Source organism: Achromobacter sp. 1012554356 (assembly GCF_059760815.1).
In genome coordinates this window covers 41,444-58,594 of the sequence record NZ_JCBANC010000041.1, presented here as the reverse complement: position 1 = coordinate 58,594, position 17,151 = coordinate 41,444, and the positions used below count along the sequence as shown (strand labels likewise).

Annotated in this window: 23 protein-coding genes; all 23 read left to right on the top strand. The window is 56.5% G+C overall.

Annotation, left to right across the window (positions count from 1 at the left end; genetic code table 11):
• The coding region (locus tag AC6LJW_RS20130; protein ID WP_498088120.1) for a hypothetical protein at positions 1-787 on the top strand (787 nt) is incomplete at its 5' end.
• 128 nt (positions 788-915) lie between these two features.
• Positions 916-2,883, top strand: a complete 1,968-nt coding sequence (locus AC6LJW_RS20125; protein WP_498088119.1) for a site-specific integrase — start codon at positions 916-918, stop codon at positions 2,881-2,883.
• A 204-nt stretch (positions 2,884-3,087) separates the two neighbouring features.
• Positions 3,088-3,537, top strand: coding sequence for a hypothetical protein (locus tag AC6LJW_RS20120; RefSeq protein WP_498088118.1), 450 nt, complete (start codon positions 3,088-3,090; stop codon positions 3,535-3,537).
• A gap of 171 nt (positions 3,538-3,708) precedes the next feature.
• Complete coding sequence (locus AC6LJW_RS20115) at positions 3,709-4,083, top strand: hypothetical protein (RefSeq protein ID WP_498088117.1); 375 nt, start codon at positions 3,709-3,711, stop codon at positions 4,081-4,083.
• A gap of 191 nt (positions 4,084-4,274) precedes the next feature.
• Complete coding sequence (locus tag AC6LJW_RS20110; protein WP_498088116.1) at positions 4,275-4,682, top strand: hypothetical protein; 408 nt, start codon at positions 4,275-4,277, stop codon at positions 4,680-4,682.
• 147 nt (positions 4,683-4,829) lie between these two features.
• Positions 4,830-5,243: a hypothetical protein gene (locus AC6LJW_RS20105; protein WP_498088115.1), complete on the top strand. Its 414-nt coding sequence runs from the start codon at positions 4,830-4,832 to the stop codon at positions 5,241-5,243.
• Positions 5,244-5,439: 196 nt separating this feature from the next.
• Positions 5,440-6,081 (top strand): hypothetical protein, encoded by a 642-nt coding sequence (locus AC6LJW_RS20100; RefSeq protein WP_498088114.1) that lies wholly within the window; start codon positions 5,440-5,442, stop codon positions 6,079-6,081.
• 12 nt (positions 6,082-6,093) lie between these two features.
• A complete protein-coding gene (locus AC6LJW_RS20095; RefSeq protein ID WP_498088113.1) occupies positions 6,094-6,441 on the top strand; it encodes a hypothetical protein in 348 nt (115 codons plus the stop codon).
• 205 nt (positions 6,442-6,646) lie between these two features.
• Entirely contained in the window at positions 6,647-6,853 is a 207-nt protein-coding gene (locus AC6LJW_RS20090; protein ID WP_498088112.1) for a hypothetical protein, read from the top strand.
• Positions 6,854-7,132: 279 nt separating this feature from the next.
• On the top strand, positions 7,133-7,582 hold the full coding sequence (locus AC6LJW_RS20085) for a hypothetical protein (RefSeq protein WP_498088111.1): 450 nt from the start codon (positions 7,133-7,135) through the stop codon (positions 7,580-7,582).
• Between the two features lie 185 nt (positions 7,583-7,767).
• Complete coding sequence (locus tag AC6LJW_RS20080) at positions 7,768-8,655, top strand: hypothetical protein (protein ID WP_498088110.1); 888 nt, start codon at positions 7,768-7,770, stop codon at positions 8,653-8,655.
• A gap of 151 nt (positions 8,656-8,806) precedes the next feature.
• Positions 8,807-9,079 (top strand): hypothetical protein, encoded by a 273-nt coding sequence (locus AC6LJW_RS20075; RefSeq protein WP_498088109.1) that lies wholly within the window; start codon positions 8,807-8,809, stop codon positions 9,077-9,079.
• A 287-nt stretch (positions 9,080-9,366) separates the two neighbouring features.
• Positions 9,367-9,855 (top strand): hypothetical protein, encoded by a 489-nt coding sequence (locus AC6LJW_RS20070; RefSeq protein WP_498088108.1) that lies wholly within the window; start codon positions 9,367-9,369, stop codon positions 9,853-9,855.
• Positions 9,852-10,148 (top strand): hypothetical protein, encoded by a 297-nt coding sequence (locus AC6LJW_RS20065; protein ID WP_498088107.1) that lies wholly within the window; start codon positions 9,852-9,854, stop codon positions 10,146-10,148. Before AC6LJW_RS20070 ends, AC6LJW_RS20065 begins: the two co-directional genes overlap by 4 nt.
• Positions 10,149-10,227: 79 nt before the next feature.
• Positions 10,228-10,515: a uridylate kinase gene (locus tag AC6LJW_RS20060; protein WP_498088106.1), complete on the top strand. Its 288-nt coding sequence runs from the start codon at positions 10,228-10,230 to the stop codon at positions 10,513-10,515.
• Between the two features lie 89 nt (positions 10,516-10,604).
• Positions 10,605-10,958, top strand: coding sequence for a hypothetical protein (locus AC6LJW_RS20055; RefSeq protein WP_498088105.1), 354 nt, complete (start codon positions 10,605-10,607; stop codon positions 10,956-10,958).
• A gap of 169 nt (positions 10,959-11,127) precedes the next feature.
• Entirely contained in the window at positions 11,128-11,796 is a 669-nt protein-coding gene (locus tag AC6LJW_RS20050; RefSeq protein ID WP_498088104.1) for a hypothetical protein, read from the top strand.
• Between the two features lie 203 nt (positions 11,797-11,999).
• A complete protein-coding gene (locus AC6LJW_RS20045; protein ID WP_498088103.1) occupies positions 12,000-14,177 on the top strand; it encodes a UvrD-helicase domain-containing protein in 2,178 nt (725 codons plus the stop codon).
• Positions 14,170-14,421, top strand: coding sequence for a hypothetical protein (locus tag AC6LJW_RS20040; protein ID WP_498088102.1), 252 nt, complete (start codon positions 14,170-14,172; stop codon positions 14,419-14,421). Before AC6LJW_RS20045 ends, AC6LJW_RS20040 begins: the two co-directional genes overlap by 8 nt.
• Before the next feature lie 219 nt (positions 14,422-14,640).
• The gene (locus tag AC6LJW_RS20035) at positions 14,641-14,988 is read left to right on the top strand and encodes a hypothetical protein (protein ID WP_498088101.1); all 348 of its coding nucleotides are present in this window, start codon (positions 14,641-14,643) and stop codon (positions 14,986-14,988) included.
• Between the two features lie 62 nt (positions 14,989-15,050).
• Positions 15,051-15,641: a hypothetical protein gene (locus AC6LJW_RS20030; protein ID WP_498088100.1), complete on the top strand. Its 591-nt coding sequence runs from the start codon at positions 15,051-15,053 to the stop codon at positions 15,639-15,641.
• 153 nt (positions 15,642-15,794) lie between these two features.
• Positions 15,795-16,277 (top strand): hypothetical protein, encoded by a 483-nt coding sequence (locus AC6LJW_RS20025; RefSeq protein ID WP_498088099.1) that lies wholly within the window; start codon positions 15,795-15,797, stop codon positions 16,275-16,277.
• A 192-nt stretch (positions 16,278-16,469) separates the two neighbouring features.
• Positions 16,470-17,132, top strand: coding sequence for a hypothetical protein (locus AC6LJW_RS20020; protein WP_498088098.1), 663 nt, complete (start codon positions 16,470-16,472; stop codon positions 17,130-17,132).
• The last annotated feature ends 19 nt before the right edge of the window (positions 17,133-17,151 follow it).

The window sequence follows — 17,151 nt, the reverse complement described above, 5'->3', positions numbered from 1 at the left end:
GCCTTCCCCCAACCCACCCTCTAATTCCGTCAACCGTGCGACAGAAACGGCGCACCTTTCTTCCTCTCCTTACGGAGAAGTCTTTCAGAATAAGGTCGGGGACGACGCGTCTTCAGAAACGACCTTCGACCCCTACGGCGAACGGAAGCCGACTGGCCGACGCATCCCCGCAGACCTCGTGGATCCGATGAAAGCCCTTGACCTAACCCCGTCCAACATTTGCTGGCTCATGGCTCAATGCAAACGCAAAGGCATCCAGCTCCAGCAGGTGTTTAAGGCCACCTACGACAAGATCAAGCAGAAAGGCCTCAAGGCCAAGCAGGCTGTGTCTTGGTTGATGTACATGATCAACCTGGACCGCGACTATGCCCACGAGGCACGGCAGGTTGAGGATCGAGTTCGAGCTGCCGCACGCAAGGACAAGAGGGATCAGTTGCTGAAAGCCATCGCTGATGCTGCGTTTGTTCCCGGTGCAACGTTGCCAGAGGGTCGCGTGGTATTGCAGCGCCTGGGAGGTATTGTCTCCATGAGCCGTGGCCAAGGCCACGCCCCGGAGGCATCGCCCGATTTGCGTTTGGCGCAGATTCTGGCCGAGGCCTACCCCGGCTGGGCACGCGGCCTGTTGCGCGGCAAGGCGACAACTCCGATTGACGTGCCGACAACCAATCGTCCCACCGCCTCGATTCCTGCGTTGATCAACCAGTACCCTGCGCAATCACCGTCCGACAAGGCAACGTCCATCGCACATTTGGCCGCCATCAAGGCTATGCTGAAGCCCAAGGCATAGCCCCGCCATTTCTTGCAGGGGTTGGATCAACAGTCCAAAGAAATTCGGGACATATAGCACGAGTTATAATGATATCAAGCTCAAGTCATGAGCAAACTTGTTGAGCAGATATCCATAAGAGAAACGACATGAACACAGTTCGCACCAGATACATCGGCCTTCACCATGTCGCGTTCTTTCGGTCGTTTTTCGAAGGCAGCTTGGACATACGTCGGATGGCGGAGCGGTACTTGGAGACAGGTAGCGACATCGCTGCTGCTCGCGAAACGCTCAAGATGATCCAAGATGCGTTTGTCGCCGCTGCGCTCAAGATAGGCAAAGACAAGGAAGCCCCATGGCTTGTCCTGCCTGAGAGCACCTACCGGGGCAAGAGCGATGTGGATCTGCGTAACGACCTCGCGCTGTCCGAAATGAGCCTGCCTAAAGTGGAGGATTTCGACTCGTGGAAGGAACGGACGGATCCGGACGGCGTGATGGGCGAAAACGAACTCGTCGAAATGTACGAGTGCGAGTTCGCCGACGAACTCAGACAGATCGAAAAGGCAAAGGCGGGCCATGCGCTCCTGCCTCCTGCGAGCGCCGTGTCGGCGTCTGACCTGGCCAAGCGAGTGAGCCTGATCAACGAACTGTCGTTGGAGGTCGTGGCAGCACCCAGGCTGAGTGACGCCGTTGCCGGGTGGTTCGCGCCCACAGTAAGCCGCAACCTCCAACACGCCAAGATCTACACGCTGGCCGATATCGTCGCGAAGGCCAACGAACACGGCTTTCGCTGGTACAAAGCCATACCGAAACTCGGTGAGAAGACCGCCGAGCACATCCTGTCGTGGCTTTCCGAGAACAATCCGCAGCTCGACGACGCGCTCCGACCGACCGCACTTCGCCCGGTGAGGAAGCTGAGCAAAGATGCGCTCGTTCAACCCACCCATCGCTATGGCATTACGACCCTCGAAACGTTGGCGATCCCCCATCCCCTTTCCGGGGTTGACGGCACGAACCGAGCGGAGCTGTCGCGCAACAAGCTGGATGCGAAGAACGACTACGACGCGATCCACGCTTGGCTTAATCTGCGCAAGGTTGCCCACACGTTTCTCTCATATCGCAAGGAAGCCGAGCGGCTGTTGCTGTGGGCTGTATGTGTCAAGCGCAAGCCGTTTTCCAGCTTGAACACCAACGACATGGCGGAATACCTCGACTTCTTGCGTGAGCCGCCCGAAGATTGGTGCAGTGACCGCAGGTATGAGCGTTACCATGAAAAATGGCGTCCCTTCGTAATCGACCCGAAGCGTAAGGCGGGCGAGCCTTTCTTGTCCGAAGTGACCATTGCGCAAGCGCGTTCAATTACGTCGAGCCTTTTCGAATGGTTGGTCGGCCAGCGCTACTTGGACAGCAATCCAGTGCTTGGCCTCCCCGATGTGGCTCGCAACACTGCCATCAAGGTGGATCACAGTTTCAACAAAGCCCAGTGGAAGCACGTCGTCCGCTGCATCAACGACATGCCGCTGGAATCGGTCGAGCAGCATCGGATCCGCTTCCTAATCCTGTATGCGTACGGTACGGGGCTTCGACGCGTGGAGATCGCACAGTCGGTGATCGGAAACCTGAAACCCGCCGAGTTCGATGGGAACGACCTTGAGGATGTCTACATGTTGAGCATCGTAGGCAAAGGGAACAAGCTGCGGACCATCCCGGTGCCCCGCCTCGTTATCACGGCGCTCCAGGATTACCTGGAGGCAAGAGGCCTGTCCCGTCGCATCAGCAGCAATCCGCCAGACACACCGCTAATCAGCAGCTTGCACGGCCCAAGCGAGCCGGTCACAACGAAGACGGTCTATTTGCTCGTGAAGAATTTTTTCGCACTCGTCGCAGCAACTTTGAGCGAGGATTCCGAGGCGTATAGCCGCTTTAAACGCGCAAGCACGCATTGGCTGCGGCACACGTACGGATCGCACGGCGCAAGTAACGGCATGCGGCTTCCAACGATTCAAGAGAACATGGGCCATAGCTCCCTGACGACCACAAGCATCTACGTCAAGACCGAAGACGAACAAAGGTGGAGGGAAACACAGTCGTTCATGGAGACTGGATTCCAGTCTTAGTTGCTCATGTAAGCGGTTAATTGAGCAACTAATCATCTTACATGCTCAATTAACACCGCGTTAGTTGAGCAACTATGTTAGTTGAGCATATAAAGGCAGGCATCCCCGCTGGCGCAAGTAGCCGATGTTGATCATGACTATCTTCGTACTTGGTCGATCAAAGGACATCCACTCTGATGTCCGCCAAGAACCGAAGGAATGTTTATGCAACAAGCTGATCAGGTTCAAAATGCGAAGCGCTTTTGCGATGCGCATGAAGCCGAAATCGTTGAACTGCGGACGGTTCTGCAACAAGCTGGTGTCTGGCTGCTGAACCGCGTCATCGCGAACTATCGCGAAGTTCCGGAGCTAACTGCGGCGCTGAAATGGTGTGAACTGGGCGACATTCGCAAAGCGTTTTCCCTTATGCGCCCTTGCTCGCAACCATTCTCTGAGCTTGGTCTGTCGGTTCCGTATTGGGACTGGATCGACGGGACTGGCTTTCTCGACGATGCTGCTGGCTCCCGCTGGCCCTACATGAACGAGGAAAGTCGTGCGCGTAGTTTTCAGTGGGCGAAGGAACATGCTGGACTGGTCGTCCATCGAATCCCTGTGGTTAGCGCGCTAACCAGGGATCAGTCGGTTAGCGCGCTAACCACATGCAATGTTGGTTAGCACGCTAACACCGCCAACCGCTAACAGACCCCACCCTTCTTTGAAGGTGTGGGGTTTTTTCTTGGTGGCTGCAAATGATCATGACTATCTCGTACTTGGTCCAAAGCGAGTGCCTAGCCCAGCGCTCCCCAAGATCACATTCCTATCAAGAAATCATCACAGGAGATTCAAATGAGTTCGAACGACCTTTCTTCGGCCAACACGGTCACTGCCCGCCTGACCCTCGATGTCACGTATTGTCTGAACGGTGAGAACGCGGCGGACGTGATCAACAATCTGCAACGGCTATGTACACGCGCAATTGACAACGGCATGCTCACTGGCGAGTTGGCTGTCGAAGTGGATGTCTACTCGATGGATGTCGTGCGGAAGCCCGAGGCGCTTTCGGAAGAGGAAGTTGCCGATCTGATGATGCAACGTATTGAAGGCGGCGCTCTGCCTCTGGAAGACATACCGAGCCGCTTGGCGAAATATGGACTGATGGAATCGATAGACTTCACCACCGAAATGCGCGAGCGCATCGAAATGGCGCGTTCCGCCGAGTAGGTTAAACGGCACGACGCGACGTGCCGCGACGGCTCAACCCACTGCAATGAAGACCCCCCGCAGCGGTGCTGCCGGGGGCTTTTTTTTGAGTGGATCCAGTAGCGCCGAATGAACATGACTATCAACCACTTGGTCCACAAAAGAGCGCTCTCTCTAGTGCTCGCCAAGCTCTCAAATATCTGGAGCTTTAAATGAACATCAACATGATCGACTCGCGAGTACTGACGGCTCTCCGCAAGGCTGAGATCTCGGATGCCAAGATTTCGAACATGACGGCTAAGGAAGTCTTCGAGGCCTATTGTCGCTGGGAAGGCCTGCTTGGCTCGTTTCCGGAAATCCTCTGGCGCGTTGTTGGCCAGCTTCAAGAACAGCAAGCGCTTGAGCATCGTGCAACGGCTGCCAACGAGCACCGACTCGTGGGGCAAGCTGACTTCCATCAGCATGTTCGCAAGTGTGAAAGCCTCTACAACTGCGGCTGCACCACCACTTACGAGGATCGTTCCGATGAGACTCGTTGGATCGTGGCCGGAAAGATCGTAGGCGTCAGCCTTGGTCGAGTCGGCGAATCGAAGGGGTATCTCTTGCCTCTCGAAGCGTAATACGGCGCGAGTCGTCTTCAACGCGACGGATCCTCGCTTCCACTTGGGAGCGAGGATTTTTTTTGGCGCACAAGCTGGTGCCATTCATCTTAAGCAGCGCACCAAACCGCCTGCTTTCGCAGGCATGAGCATCCATAGGACTTCATCATGAACACCCTCGAAACCACCACCTTCACAAGAGAAACCGGCATTTGGGTCAGCCGCGTGAGCCACGGCAAAAAGGCTTCGTGGCGACACGTCGATTGCAACGATGTCCGGCACGCGGAAGTCGGCCCGGCCTATTCTTCCAGGCGAGCGCTCGCCGAGGACCATTACGACTACCTGCGACGCGGCGGATGGCTGCGTCGTGACCCAGGTTGCGAGTATGTGATTCATCGCGAGTGCGACGCATGGGGCAACTCGGTCTTTTGGTCGAATGCCAATGGCTGGGGCGATCTGGAGGATGCGACCCGCTACGAGAGCCATGTTTCCAATGCTTCGACGGCGCTGGCCATGAAAGCAGGCGATGCGCGCTGGATATCCCTCCACGACGCGACCAGTCTTAGCAACACGCAGGCCTAACGGCAGCGCGTTATTCCATCCCAAGCCCAGGTTCCTTTCGGACCTGGGCTTTTTCATTTTCTGGCTTCACCCGCGCCCGGACCATCATGAGGTTTTGAAGTCGGTAGCTCCTTATGAGCATGACTATCACGTACTTGGTCTAACAAAGAATGCTCTCTCTAGCGTTCGCCAAGGTTTCTTTCGAGGAATCTCAAAAATGTCTCTGGCTATCTCTTCCGTTGAATCCAGCCTGAAGTTCGTCATGACGCCCGACCACCACGCCCCGTCGCCCCGCGATGAGGAATGCAATCTGGGAGTGATGGTTTGCTCGCATCGCCGCCACAACCTGGGCGACAAGGATGGGTTCGATAAGGCCGTCGATGTGGTCCGCGCACACTTCTCTGCTTCCCACCTTGAGGACCACGATCTTTCGTGCCCTGTAGAGGTCTACAAGCTGCTGCAAAAGAGCGAGGCGGCAATCATGTTGCCCCTTTACCTTTACGACCACAGCGGTCTGACCATCAGCACTTCGCCGTTCTCTTGCCCTTGGGACAGCGGTCAGGTGGGCTACATCTTCGTCACGAAGGCGCATGTCCGCTCCGAGTTTGGCTGGAAGCAACTCAATGCCAAAAGGGTTGCTCAGATCGAGGCTTCCCTTCGCAGCGAGGTCGCGACGTACGACCAGTACCTCACTGGTGATATCTGGCAGTTCGAAGCGTTCAAGGATGATGAGGTCGTGGAGTCGGGTTTCGGCTTTTTTGGCGACGATCCGGCGCGCAACGGCATGATCGACTCGGTTCCTGACGAGTACGTTTCGCTCATCAAGGCCGGTCAGTTCGAACGCTCCTTCACGATCTAATCGGAGGGATGCATGGGCTGGAATCAGATTCGAGTGCTAATCCAACAACGCTTGGTCGCGTTGGGGTGGACTGGCACCGCGTACCCGGCAGTGGCAAGCAAGACCTTCCTCACAGCAGTCGGTGAAAAGGTCGCGCATGCATATGCGTACGAATGGCGGAAAGACTCCCAAGGCTCCCTTGCTGGAGACTACTGGAGCGAGGGTCGGAACTGCCTGGAGCCTCATTTTGTGCTGTTCCCCAAAGACGGCACTGAAGAGGTCATCAGGCAGGCGGTCGATGACTTTGCCACCAAAGTTGATGCCGTCGTCTCTCAGACGTATGCTGCAAGACTGCTGCGTCAGTCGGCCTCACCCGACTAACGTAGCTTGCTGTTCCCAAAGCCCCGCCTCCAATTTGGAGCGGGGCTTTTTCTATGGGCAATCGGCGGCAACACCTTCGGCGCGAGCGCCGCGACTAGCGCACTTTGACAGCGACTATCAATCACTTGGTCTACAAGGACATCCTCTCTGATGCCCACCAAGCCTTGGATCCGATCCGAGGAATGCAACTCACAGGAGCAGCAACATGAAATCAACGTTCAATTCGAAGGAAGAAGCCGAGCAGTACAAGGTCAAACACGGGCTGCTCAACAGGGCCGCGCATCCGTTGTGCGGCACCGCTAAGTGGGGTCTTTCCTTTCCGCTGGCGTGCCACGTAGAAGTCCGCCAGCCGCACTCGCCAGGGTTGGAGGGCCATCCCGAGCCGGTGATTGGCCACGCTGCGAAGGTCTAAACACCAGCCACGATGATGCGACTGCAAGGCCGCGATATCGGTCAGGCGCGCCCCCTTTCTTTGTGAAGGTGTAGTAGCTCGTTCTGACCATGACTATCCAGAACTTGGTCTACAAAGGGCATCCTCTCTGATGTCCGCCAAGCCCCTATCTTCAGGAGCTAAACAATGAATAAGTCTAACGATACGTGCCCCCACCAATGCCCTCACGGGCGTGGCTTCAAGTGCGTTCAGTGCTGGCCCGTCTCGCAGCGCTTTCGGCACTATGGCCGTGGCTTCGCCGTGCTGGCGAAGTTCCCGACAACGCCCGATGGCACCAAGCAGGCCAACGCCTACATGGAAGCAAACCCCGGCGTCGCGGCGCTGGCTGAAGCTGAGGGTGAGGTGATCCTCGCGTCGAAGGACGACGAGGGCATCCCGCTATGTTCCCAAGATGCGGAGGTCATTGCACCGGACGCCTTGCCTTCCTTCGAGAACGGTCATTGGTACGTTCGAGAGGACGACCATGCACTCTTCATCGTTCCTGACGACAGGTTGGGCGTTGCGGACACGCACGGGCCTGACGATGAGACGCTGAACAAGCTCGACCAGGCCTACCGAAGCATGGATCAGAGTAAGGCGAACTGGTTCGATCTCGTGGAGCGAACTGCCCTGGCGAATGAGCTGGGGTTGCAGATCGTGCATGACTGGCAGAAGCGTTTCGACGCTGAACGTGGCTACTACCACGTATAGGATCATCGATCCAAAGCCTCACGTTCTCTTGAACGTGGGGCTTTTTTTTCGCCCGGCGTGCGCAGGCGCTGTTGGCGGCAGCGCGCCGTGCGAGTAGCGATCCCTGAGTATGTCTATCTCTGCACTTGGTCTTTCAAAGAACGCCCCCTCAAGCGTTCGCCAAGCCTACTTCGATAGGTGAATACATGTTCAAAACTTCAATTTGTTCCTACCCGGATCGCGGGCAGTACGGTAAATCCTCCTACCGAGGCAATTGCACAGGGCACATCATTCGTGATTGGATCGAAACGTACCGCAGAAGGCCGGATGGGTTGGTCGCGGATCCGAGCGTTGGTGGAGGCACATCCGAAGACGTGGCGCGCTCTATGGGCGTGCGCTTCAAGGGGACCGACCTGCATCAGGGCTTCAACCTGCTTCGCGATGATTTCCAGACCTTTCTGGGCGAGGAAGCGCATCTTGTGTGGTGGCATCCGCCGTACTGGAACATGGTCGAGTACTCCGGAAATCAGTGGGGCGAAGCGGACAAGTGGGACATGAGCCGCATGGGCCTCTCCGAGTTCGTGGAGGCGCTGGAACTTGCCGTGATGAACATCCATGATGCCTGCGAACGCTCCGGCACCTACGGCATCTTGATGGGCAACCTTCGTCGCAATGGCGAGTACTACAACCTCTCCAGTCTGGTTGAGCGCGTCGCCCCCGGCAAGCTGGTCGATGAGATCATCAAGACGCAGCACAACTGCGTCAGCGATTCCAGAACCTATGCGACACCCATCGTGCGCATCGCGCATGAAAAGCTGCTGGTGTTCCGCAAAGACAAGGCCGACTCGGCTTTGTTCTTTTTGGCCACCGCACACCGTCGTGCAGTCAACATGCTGCAAACGACCTGGAAGGCTGCTGTTCGTCGCGTGCTCCAAGGCAAGGACACGATGGCGCTCGACGACATCTATCGGCAGATCGAGCCGTACGCTCAGAGTCGAGGCAACAATCACTGGCAGGCCAAGGTACGCCAAGTCCTGCAAGATTCGCGCTTCTTCAACCGTGTTGAGGTCGGTGTCTACTCGCTAGCCGCCTGACCTTTTCCCCCCAAAGCCTCCATCGCATTTGTGATGGGGGCTTTTTTTATTGCTCCCCCTCAGTAGCCCTCAATGAGCATGACTAACACCTACTTGGTCCGAAAATGAACGCGATCTCAAGCGTTCGCCAAGATTCTTAGGAGTCTGTTTTATGAAGAAGATGCTCAAGATCCTTCTTGCGTATTTGCTGCACCCTGACAAGGCATCTACCCTGGAGTTCGGTAAGGACTTCCGTCAAGGAGGCCTTACCGCCATGGGTGGGGGCATGCTTGGTCTTGTTGTGAGTGGTGACACCATCACGACGGGCGAAGCGCTGGCCCTGTTGTTCTTGGGTGTGCTGTTGTGGAGTATCGGTGCTATGATGACCCGTACTGGACACAACATGAAGCCCGAATCAGGGTCAGATCAAAGGAGCAAGCCATGAGCGCTGCTTTTCTCGCAACTATCGGTGTTATCGCTGTTTTGGCGACCGCTTTCGGATACGTCAATATCAAACAGCGCCTGATCGAGAACGGTGATTTGAAGCGTTAGCGCAAGCTTTGCGCTCGTATTTATTACGAGCGCAATCCCTTTGTGTGTCGAAAGCCCCGCCCATTTTTTGGTGCGGGGCTTTTTCTTTGCAGTAGCCCACCTTGATCATGTCTGTACTTCTACTTGGTCTATCAAAGGACATCCTCTCTGGTGTCCGCCAAGCTTTGTGGAAGAACAGCAATGACTCACGCAAGCACCTTCGAAGCAGCGCATTTCATGGGCTTCACGTCCGTCCAGGATGCTCAGGCCCATCAATCCCTACATGGCGGTCATGTATTCGTTTCAAATGGGGCCACCAGAGTTATTTGGTTCTCCCTCGCCTGGACTCCGACTCCCATCATCACTTCCTACCTGGTTAGCGGGGTCGATGGCAAGCTGAACCCAACGCCTGAGCAAGTCTCATCACTCCCCGTGTTCGAGAATCCCTATCCCGTGAGCAGTCGCGATCACAAGAACATCGCGGACTTCTGCGAGCGAGCAATGATGGTTCCACAAGTGCGCCTTGTGGCTCTACATATGTCTTTGCATCAACGTCAGTCAGGGCTGGGACAAACCGAAGAGGACGCGAAGTACACCGCAGCCCAGATGGCCATCATCCGGGAAGCTCATGTGCGACGTTTCCAACAACCGCTCCCCGACCCCAAGAGCCTGACGGGAGAACATCAATGATTCGCGAGCAACCGCCCACGGCGCTCATCAGTAGCGGTGAAAGGCGCATCATCAACCCGCATGTGCCCGGAACGCTATACCACCATAACTTCTGTACCCTGGTGGAGTTCTACAGACACCTCACTAAAGAGGCGCTTGAAAGGCACCACGATGAGTTCCACCGAAGAAGTGAGAACTTCCTCGCGTACAGCGTCAAGCAGATGTCCGACTTCGAGTTCCAAGCTGGCGTCATCCGCGCCGTGTATCTCTATTTCTTCAACGAGGAATTGAGATCATCGACCGTCGCCGCTTAAGCTAATGTGTCTCAACAAAGGCCCCTGTCTCCATTGGAGCAGGGGCTTTTTTCACCTATTTTCAAGGACTGCTATGACTTTGAACTACACCACCGCCGCGCACGATTCCTTTCGTCACGAAGTGGCTTGTTGCGTTGACCTTATGGGGCAGGACGACGCCCGTGGCGAGATCCTGGTCTTCATTCGTGTGGATCACAAGCTAATTTCCAAGACCATTGACGCCAGCCAGCTCGACCTGGACAACCTCCAGCAGTACGAAACCATTCTGTTCGACGGCGGCAATAGCGCGGGAGATACCTGGAAGCACGTTTTCTTTCCTCTGGTGTTGCAGCATCACCTCGTGGATGAGAACGCACTTCCGTTTTAGCTGCCAATGAACATGTCTATCCCTTACTTGGTCTATCAAAGCGCACAATCTCAAGTGCGCGCCAAGCTCTCGCAGATAGGAGCTTCATCATGTTTGGCTTTCATTCGTCGTGGCAACAGACCCTGAACCGTTTCAAGGCCAATCTGTCGGGCAACGTTGACGGCTGGCACACCCTGGCCGAATCGCTCGGCGTGGAGATCACGGAGGAAGTTCTCTGGGAAGAAATGCGCAAAAGCGAGGATCCCCCGGAACTGCACAACGTCTACCAGTACGAGCTGTTGAAGCGCATCGAGTTTGAGGTGCTGCGCCGCTATCCGGAATTGAATGTGGAGACTTTCGTCAACGCGGCGGACACTCACCTGCATATCAACAAAGTCCGGATCACGTCCTTGGTGGACTTCGAAGAACTCATTGAATCGTTGGAGTACCCCGAGGCTTACTAGCCCCGCCACAAGCGCGTTCCACGCGGTATTCACCCCAGAGCCTCTGTACCCATTCGGTACAGAGGCTTTTTCTTTAGTAGCCCCTGTTGAGCATGACTATCAGGGCACTTGGTCTAACAAAGAACGTCTCACTCGCCGTTCGCCAACGATCTACCCGATAGGAAACATCATGTGCAAGATCACTTTCTCTGAACTGCGCTCTAGCGAAGTACCGATGCCCGACGTGTCGGACTTCGAAGTCTGGTTCAAATCCATCTTCGGCATCAAGGACGTGGAAGCGCGTGAAGTTCTCACGCACTACGTCAGTAGCTTCAATCCCATCGACGGGATCATCGAACACCTGCTATCCCTGCTCGACGGCAAAGGCTTTGTGTTTGACTCTTCGATGGACCAGACTGGCGTCATCGCAGTCGATGGCATGCTGTTCATTCCGGGCGCGACAATCATAAAGAGCGTAGTCCGGGCCAAAGGCATCTATAGCTCTGGCGATGTCCTCTTCCGTCAGCACGTTGAGAACCAGCTTCAAGACATTCGCATCAACGGTCGCATGACCGCTGCGAGCTTGATTTGCCGCAAATCTGCCTGCATCGTGAACGCGCTCGATGTCAAAGGCAACGTGTGGTGCGAAGGCGATCTAATCGCATCGCAGTACGTGCAATGCGGCGGGCAACTTGAGACGCTGAGCCACTTTCAAGCTAAGAAGATCTACGTCGCCAAGGCTGCGTTGATGCAAGGCGGCGTCGATGTGGCCGAAGCCATTTCAGTCGATCAATCCTTCACGCACAACGGCACCTTGGAAGTGTCTGACAGCGTTGCAGTTGGCGATTTGGCCAATTGAATCCCAGCACTACAACAAGAACCCTGAAGCCATTGGCTTCAGGGTTTTTTTTTGCCCTCTAATCCGGCAGGGCGGGGGCGCGACCGACCGTGGGAATGTGGCCAAGGAGCGACGACGCAGCACAGCGGACGCAAAGCGACGGCGTGCATATATATTTATGTCGTACAATGGCCGGGAAAGCATGTGGAACTACAGGAAGCTGCATGGAAAAGAACAACAACAGATTCGCTTTGCTCAGCAAGCTGGGCGGCTTTCTCAACGCGCTCGTCGGTGAGAAAGAAACCATCCCCCGCGCCTCAGAAGAACGCTCTCCGATTCGTGAAGATATGGAGAGGCGGTTGCGCACCGCTGGCCGACCACTCCCAACAAACGATCAGTGGCAGATGATCCTTGCGCGCTCAGCGACGACGCGAGTTGTGGCGGGCGCTGGCTCCGGCAAATCCACGACCCTCGTTCTGCGCGTGATAAAGATGGCGTTCTACGACGGCATCCCCTGGCAATCGATCCGGGTCGTCACTTTCACGCGCAACAGCCGCGCGGACTTCATCGAAAAGCTTGTGGGCACCGCGAAGCATTGGGGATACAGCCTTTCCGACCGGGATGCGAGCGCAGTTGTTCGCACCTTCCATTCGCTCGTCTTCGCCCAGGCCAAGGCGGCAGGGCTGAACGTGAAGACGCTGGATCAATTGGACGGTGGAAGCGGGGGCGGGGGCGCGGCAGCGCCGTTTCCCACTCTATCGGTAGATACTGATAGTGAACTTGCCCGGACGCTGAACGAAGCAGCAAGCGCTCTGATGGCGACCGACCCTTCTTTTGCTGAGGTCGTGGCCGCGCTCTATACGCATTCGTTCATCGAATCGGGCGGCATGCACCTGGACCCTTCGAAGGAAGGCAGGCTGCTGGCGGTGCGCCAGCACGATGCTGCCCGCACGCAATTCATGGAGCAACTGTGGCGCACGTCCATCGCGCCCAGCCTCATGGCCGATCCGTTGATTAGCTTCCGCTGCGACACCTTTGCAACCGGGCCATTGGAGATCGGCGGCAAGGCCGTGCAGGCTCATGGGCCATGGTGGGGCAATGCGTATATCCCGAAGCTCAACGCGTGGCTTTTGCTGGGCGCGACGGAGCGCCATGCTCGCGGGCACAAGATGCCGGATGGCTTTGCTATCGGTCCGGCGCTCGGTGCAAAGAAGTCGTGCGTGAACGTCCTGACCAGCAACCAAAACGTGATTTGGGTGAATACGCCCGACGATCTGGCCGCGCTGCTCGTTCGTCTGAAGTGGAGAGCAGCGTCTGACGAGGCCTTCCCCAAGTTCGGTGTAAAGCTGACAGGCGAGGTCGGTGCGACGCCCTTACTTGTCGCGCTTTGGCAGCAGGCGCAGTTTCTTCAATCGCTGGGCATCGACGTGGCGCAGGCCGCTAGCGCCAGCGTTTCGAAGGTGCAAGGGGTAGACGCGCTTTTTGCGAAAGCTCTCGCCATATTCTGGCCCGCCTTCACTAGTTTGGTGGCAGAGAAGGGCTACACGCTGAGCAACCAACTGTTCTTGGATCTGACCGACCCCAAACGGCTGCAAGAACTCCCGGACGAGGCAATTCTAGGGGTGCAGCATCTTTTGGCAGACGAGTTCCAGGACATTTCCGGCATCATCGTGAACTGGCTGAAGGCGGTCAGGGCTGAGATCTCGCGCCGGGGCCACACGACATCATTGATGGTGGTGGGCGACGACTGGCAGTCGATCTACGGTTGGCGCGGCGCGTCTCCGAAGTACTTCACCGAGTTCTTTCGGCGCTTCGATGCGGCTCCTGACAGCCAGGAGACGGTGCATCTGTCCGAAAATTTCCGCTCATCGCAGAGGATTGTTGACGCGGCAAGCACTGCGCTGGAATGCGTGAAGGAAAAGATCGATAAGCAGAGTGTCGCCAAAGGGAAGTACGCCGATGTGGACGTGCCGGTCACGTTCGCCCGATTGGGCGAGAGCGTAGGGCCGGATGTCCAAGAAGCGAAGGAATTTCTGGCGCGCGATTCTGTCTTCGTCATAGGGCGCACCAGAAGCTCGCTGGTGCCGTTTAAATCCAGCGGGGCTACCTGCCTTACTATTCACGGCTCGAAGGGCTTGGAGGCGGATTACGTGCTGCTGGTGGACGATTTTGCCGCCCCGGCCACCCATCCTTTGCGTACATGCTGGTATGAAAGGGCAGGCCTGGGCCACTACGGGCATTCGCAGGACGATGAAACTATGAGGCTCGCCTACGTTGCGATCACCCGCGCAAAGAGAGGGTGCCGCTGGCTTGTTGGCAACCAGAATGGCAGTAGTACGTTCGCGCGGCTGCTGCAATCGGGCAGCCCTTCAATCCAATTGCTGGAGGCTTCCAGTGTCTGACGCCAGTGATGTGATCGTCCTTCAGTACCGTTTCAAAGAAGACGGTGTTGCGCGGCGCAGTTCGTTCTCCATCGATCCGGTGCTGCTGGCAATTTTTGCTCGGCGCATGGGCAGCCTGGACGAAGCCAAGGCGCAACTTCGGCGCTGGGCGAAGTCCATCGCGGAATCCGGTCGGGCTGGCGAGCGGGCAGGGGTTTCACGGCTCGTCCACCGCCACATCTACGAGCTGCTGGACGACGCCTAGCAACGGAAAAAATTGTCCACAGAAATTGTGGATAAATCGAAGCGTTGTCCCTCGTGGCCCAAAGCGCGCCGCGTTGGAGTTCGTTGCTCAATTATTGCTCAGCCTCGGGGTGCCCCTCGTAGGGACAGAGTAGCCGTCGTTGATCGTGACTATCAAGTACTTGGTCTACCAAAGAACGCGATCTCAAGCGTTCGCCAAGCACTACTCACGAGGACAATCATGTCAGAGGCAATCGGTATTAGCAGCGAAGTGGCACAGGCAGAGGCGCAAACAATCCTCCAGTTGCTTGGGGGAGGCAGGTTTAGTGTGTTCACTGGAGCAAAGAACTTTGTGTCGCTTCGCGAACAGCGCGGCGGGCTTCAGTTCAAGCTGCCAGCGGATCCTGGCTACGTGCGGGACGGAATCAACACTGTTCGGATCATCTTGACGGAAGCCGACCTGTACGACGTGCAGTACGGAAAAGCGTCTGGATCCTCGTACAGCGTGCTGAAAGAGTCGAAGGACTTGTACTGCGACCAGCTTCAAAGCGACTTCACCGAAGCCACGGGCTTGTACACCCGGTTTTGACCTTAGCAAAGACGCACGCGCCTTCTCGGTGCGTTGTGTGCGATTCCAAACAAGGACAAAGCATGAAAGCATTTGACGAATGCTGCGCCGAATACCGTTCTGTGCGCAAGACTCTGCAAGAGCACTTCAGAAGTGGCTTCTGGGAAGAAAGCCAGCAGGCAGACACAAAGCGCAGGCTCCAACAGTATCTTGATTTGGAGTTTTGGCCCTCCAGCCCTCTGTTGGTCGGATTGAAGTCCGAAGACCGGGAGAAGCTTACCGCCTGGGGGCAGGAGTACACGGCAAAGCTCAACGAGTACCATGAGCGCAGTAAAGCTCTGCAATCCGAGCGGATGCTTGCGCTTCAAGTCGCGCTTGAAGCGCTGGGTGTAGAGGCAGCTCCATTATTTCGGAGCTTGGTCGGACCCTTCGACACTCGCTGCGCCGCCGTCGAAGCTCAGTGCGGCGAAAAGAGAGCGCAGAGGCTTGACGGTATCGATTGCGTGTTCTTCACGGACGATCCTTCAAACTTCTTTTCGAAGGGCTTTTTCAAGGCCACGAAGCTGAAAGCGCGGGAGTTCATGAAAGACGCGGCCCTGGTGCGCGCCCATCGCGGAGGTTCATATGTCGCGAAACCTGATTTGGAACGTTTGGGACGGCTGATCGCCACCTAGCTGACTTCCATACCGAAAGCCCCTGCCTATTTGGCAGCGGGCTTTTTTTTTCGCCCCTGAGTAGCCGGTTATGAGCACGTCTATCCCGGTACTTGGTCCAACAAAGAGCACTTTCTCAGGTGTTCGCCAAGCTCTATCTCAGGAGTTTTAGGCATGTCGAATGTGGAATCCCCCATCAAGAAGCTCGTCGTCGGCAACCAGTTCAAGTTCACTGGCGACCCGTTCTTTTGCACAAACGGCACCTGCGACGAAGTGCGCAATGTGCTGGGTGAGGTCTATCAGAAGCGCACGCTGCAAAGCACGCGCCTGCGGATCTGGTACGGCAACACGCATACGGGCCGCGCATGGAACGACACGTTCAACGTTGCGGGCTATATCGGTCGCAGCGCGGCTCGTCATCCGCAGCCTGTTGTGCTGCAATTCAAGTCGTGCATGGAAGGTGAGGTGCTGAATACCGACAAGATCATCCGGATCGATATCGTCGAGACTGGTGAAACGGTGTATCGCCACCCGCACTTTTATGTCTGCACCTTCGCCGCGCTGGCCAATGCCAAAGAGTCCATGCTGGAGATTGCTCTCAAGTATGCTCAGCGCTTGACCGTCAAGCTGCATCGCCGCCTGACGCACACCGCGTGATGTTGATTTTTCGAGATCCGCTGCATGAATAGCGCACGTTAGCGCTGCTGTACCAAAAGCCCATTCCCTTTTAGGGTTTGGGCTTTTTCTTTTTGCGTCCACTGGCAGGTAACACTTTTTTCGCATAGGACACGCGCGAGGATGGGTTAGAATACTCCTACCCACAACGAGAGCCGAACCAGGAGGCACGGAATGGACATGCACATGCTGGGTCATGTGGCGCGACAGATACCGCCAGCGTTCGCAGAGCGAGCGCCGGAGGTGAACCCGTCCTTTGCTTTGCGCAGAGTCACGATCACCGAGAACAGCCAGGAGCTTGAGCGCATTCACAGCGGCGGACGTGGCCTGCGCTCGACGGGCTATCTCGACGGCTATGACGAAGAGACTCATGGCCAACACAACCGCAGCCTGCTGGCGCGGGTGGTCCACGCAGCCTACGAGGATATCGAACTGGCAATGCGCAGGCGCAATCCACGCCTACAAGAGCGCAAGGTCGGCGGGAAGGTGCTGCAAAGCGAAAACTTCGCGTTCCGCAGCGCGATTCATTTCTTCTTCGCCAGGGAGCCGATAGCGGACGCAGCCGGACAACAGGCGTGGTTTTCTGTCTTCAACAGCTACTGCGTCTTGCTCGGCCTACAGGCTGCACGCATTCGTGGTTCGCTGCTGGTGAAGTTCGGCCCGCTGGAGAAAGTGGTTCTCGAAATCATCAAGGATCCGCTCTACATGGCCCGCGTAGAGCGTGTCGGTGGCGCGTTGGGTGTCTCAGGTATCGGTCAGGCGGAAACGATGGCCGACATGCGTAGCGGCTTCAGCGCGGGTGATCGGAAGATGGTGGTCACGGGGAAAAATCTGTAACCGCTTCGGCTGGCGGCAA

Coding starts and splice junctions, on each gene's coding strand:
- AC6LJW_RS20125 (WP_498088119.1), top strand. CDS start 916: ATGAACACAGTTCGCACCAGATACATCGGCCTTCACCATGTCGCGTTC.
- AC6LJW_RS20120 (WP_498088118.1), top strand. CDS start 3,088: ATGCAACAAGCTGATCAGGTTCAAAATGCGAAGCGCTTTTGCGATGCG.
- AC6LJW_RS20115 (WP_498088117.1), top strand. CDS start 3,709: ATGAGTTCGAACGACCTTTCTTCGGCCAACACGGTCACTGCCCGCCTG.
- AC6LJW_RS20110 (WP_498088116.1), top strand. CDS start 4,275: ATGAACATCAACATGATCGACTCGCGAGTACTGACGGCTCTCCGCAAG.
- AC6LJW_RS20105 (WP_498088115.1), top strand. CDS start 4,830: ATGAACACCCTCGAAACCACCACCTTCACAAGAGAAACCGGCATTTGG.
- AC6LJW_RS20100 (WP_498088114.1), top strand. CDS start 5,440: ATGTCTCTGGCTATCTCTTCCGTTGAATCCAGCCTGAAGTTCGTCATG.
- AC6LJW_RS20095 (WP_498088113.1), top strand. CDS start 6,094: ATGGGCTGGAATCAGATTCGAGTGCTAATCCAACAACGCTTGGTCGCG.
- AC6LJW_RS20090 (WP_498088112.1), top strand. CDS start 6,647: ATGAAATCAACGTTCAATTCGAAGGAAGAAGCCGAGCAGTACAAGGTC.
- AC6LJW_RS20080 (WP_498088110.1), top strand. CDS start 7,768: ATGTTCAAAACTTCAATTTGTTCCTACCCGGATCGCGGGCAGTACGGT.
- AC6LJW_RS20075 (WP_498088109.1), top strand. CDS start 8,807: ATGAAGAAGATGCTCAAGATCCTTCTTGCGTATTTGCTGCACCCTGAC.
- AC6LJW_RS20070 (WP_498088108.1), top strand. CDS start 9,367: ATGACTCACGCAAGCACCTTCGAAGCAGCGCATTTCATGGGCTTCACG.
- AC6LJW_RS20065 (WP_498088107.1), top strand. CDS start 9,852: ATGATTCGCGAGCAACCGCCCACGGCGCTCATCAGTAGCGGTGAAAGG.
- AC6LJW_RS20055 (WP_498088105.1), top strand. CDS start 10,605: ATGTTTGGCTTTCATTCGTCGTGGCAACAGACCCTGAACCGTTTCAAG.
- AC6LJW_RS20050 (WP_498088104.1), top strand. CDS start 11,128: ATGTGCAAGATCACTTTCTCTGAACTGCGCTCTAGCGAAGTACCGATG.
- AC6LJW_RS20045 (WP_498088103.1), top strand. CDS start 12,000: ATGGAAAAGAACAACAACAGATTCGCTTTGCTCAGCAAGCTGGGCGGC.
- AC6LJW_RS20035 (WP_498088101.1), top strand. CDS start 14,641: ATGTCAGAGGCAATCGGTATTAGCAGCGAAGTGGCACAGGCAGAGGCG.
- AC6LJW_RS20030 (WP_498088100.1), top strand. CDS start 15,051: ATGAAAGCATTTGACGAATGCTGCGCCGAATACCGTTCTGTGCGCAAG.
- AC6LJW_RS20025 (WP_498088099.1), top strand. CDS start 15,795: ATGTCGAATGTGGAATCCCCCATCAAGAAGCTCGTCGTCGGCAACCAG.
- AC6LJW_RS20020 (WP_498088098.1), top strand. CDS start 16,470: ATGGACATGCACATGCTGGGTCATGTGGCGCGACAGATACCGCCAGCG.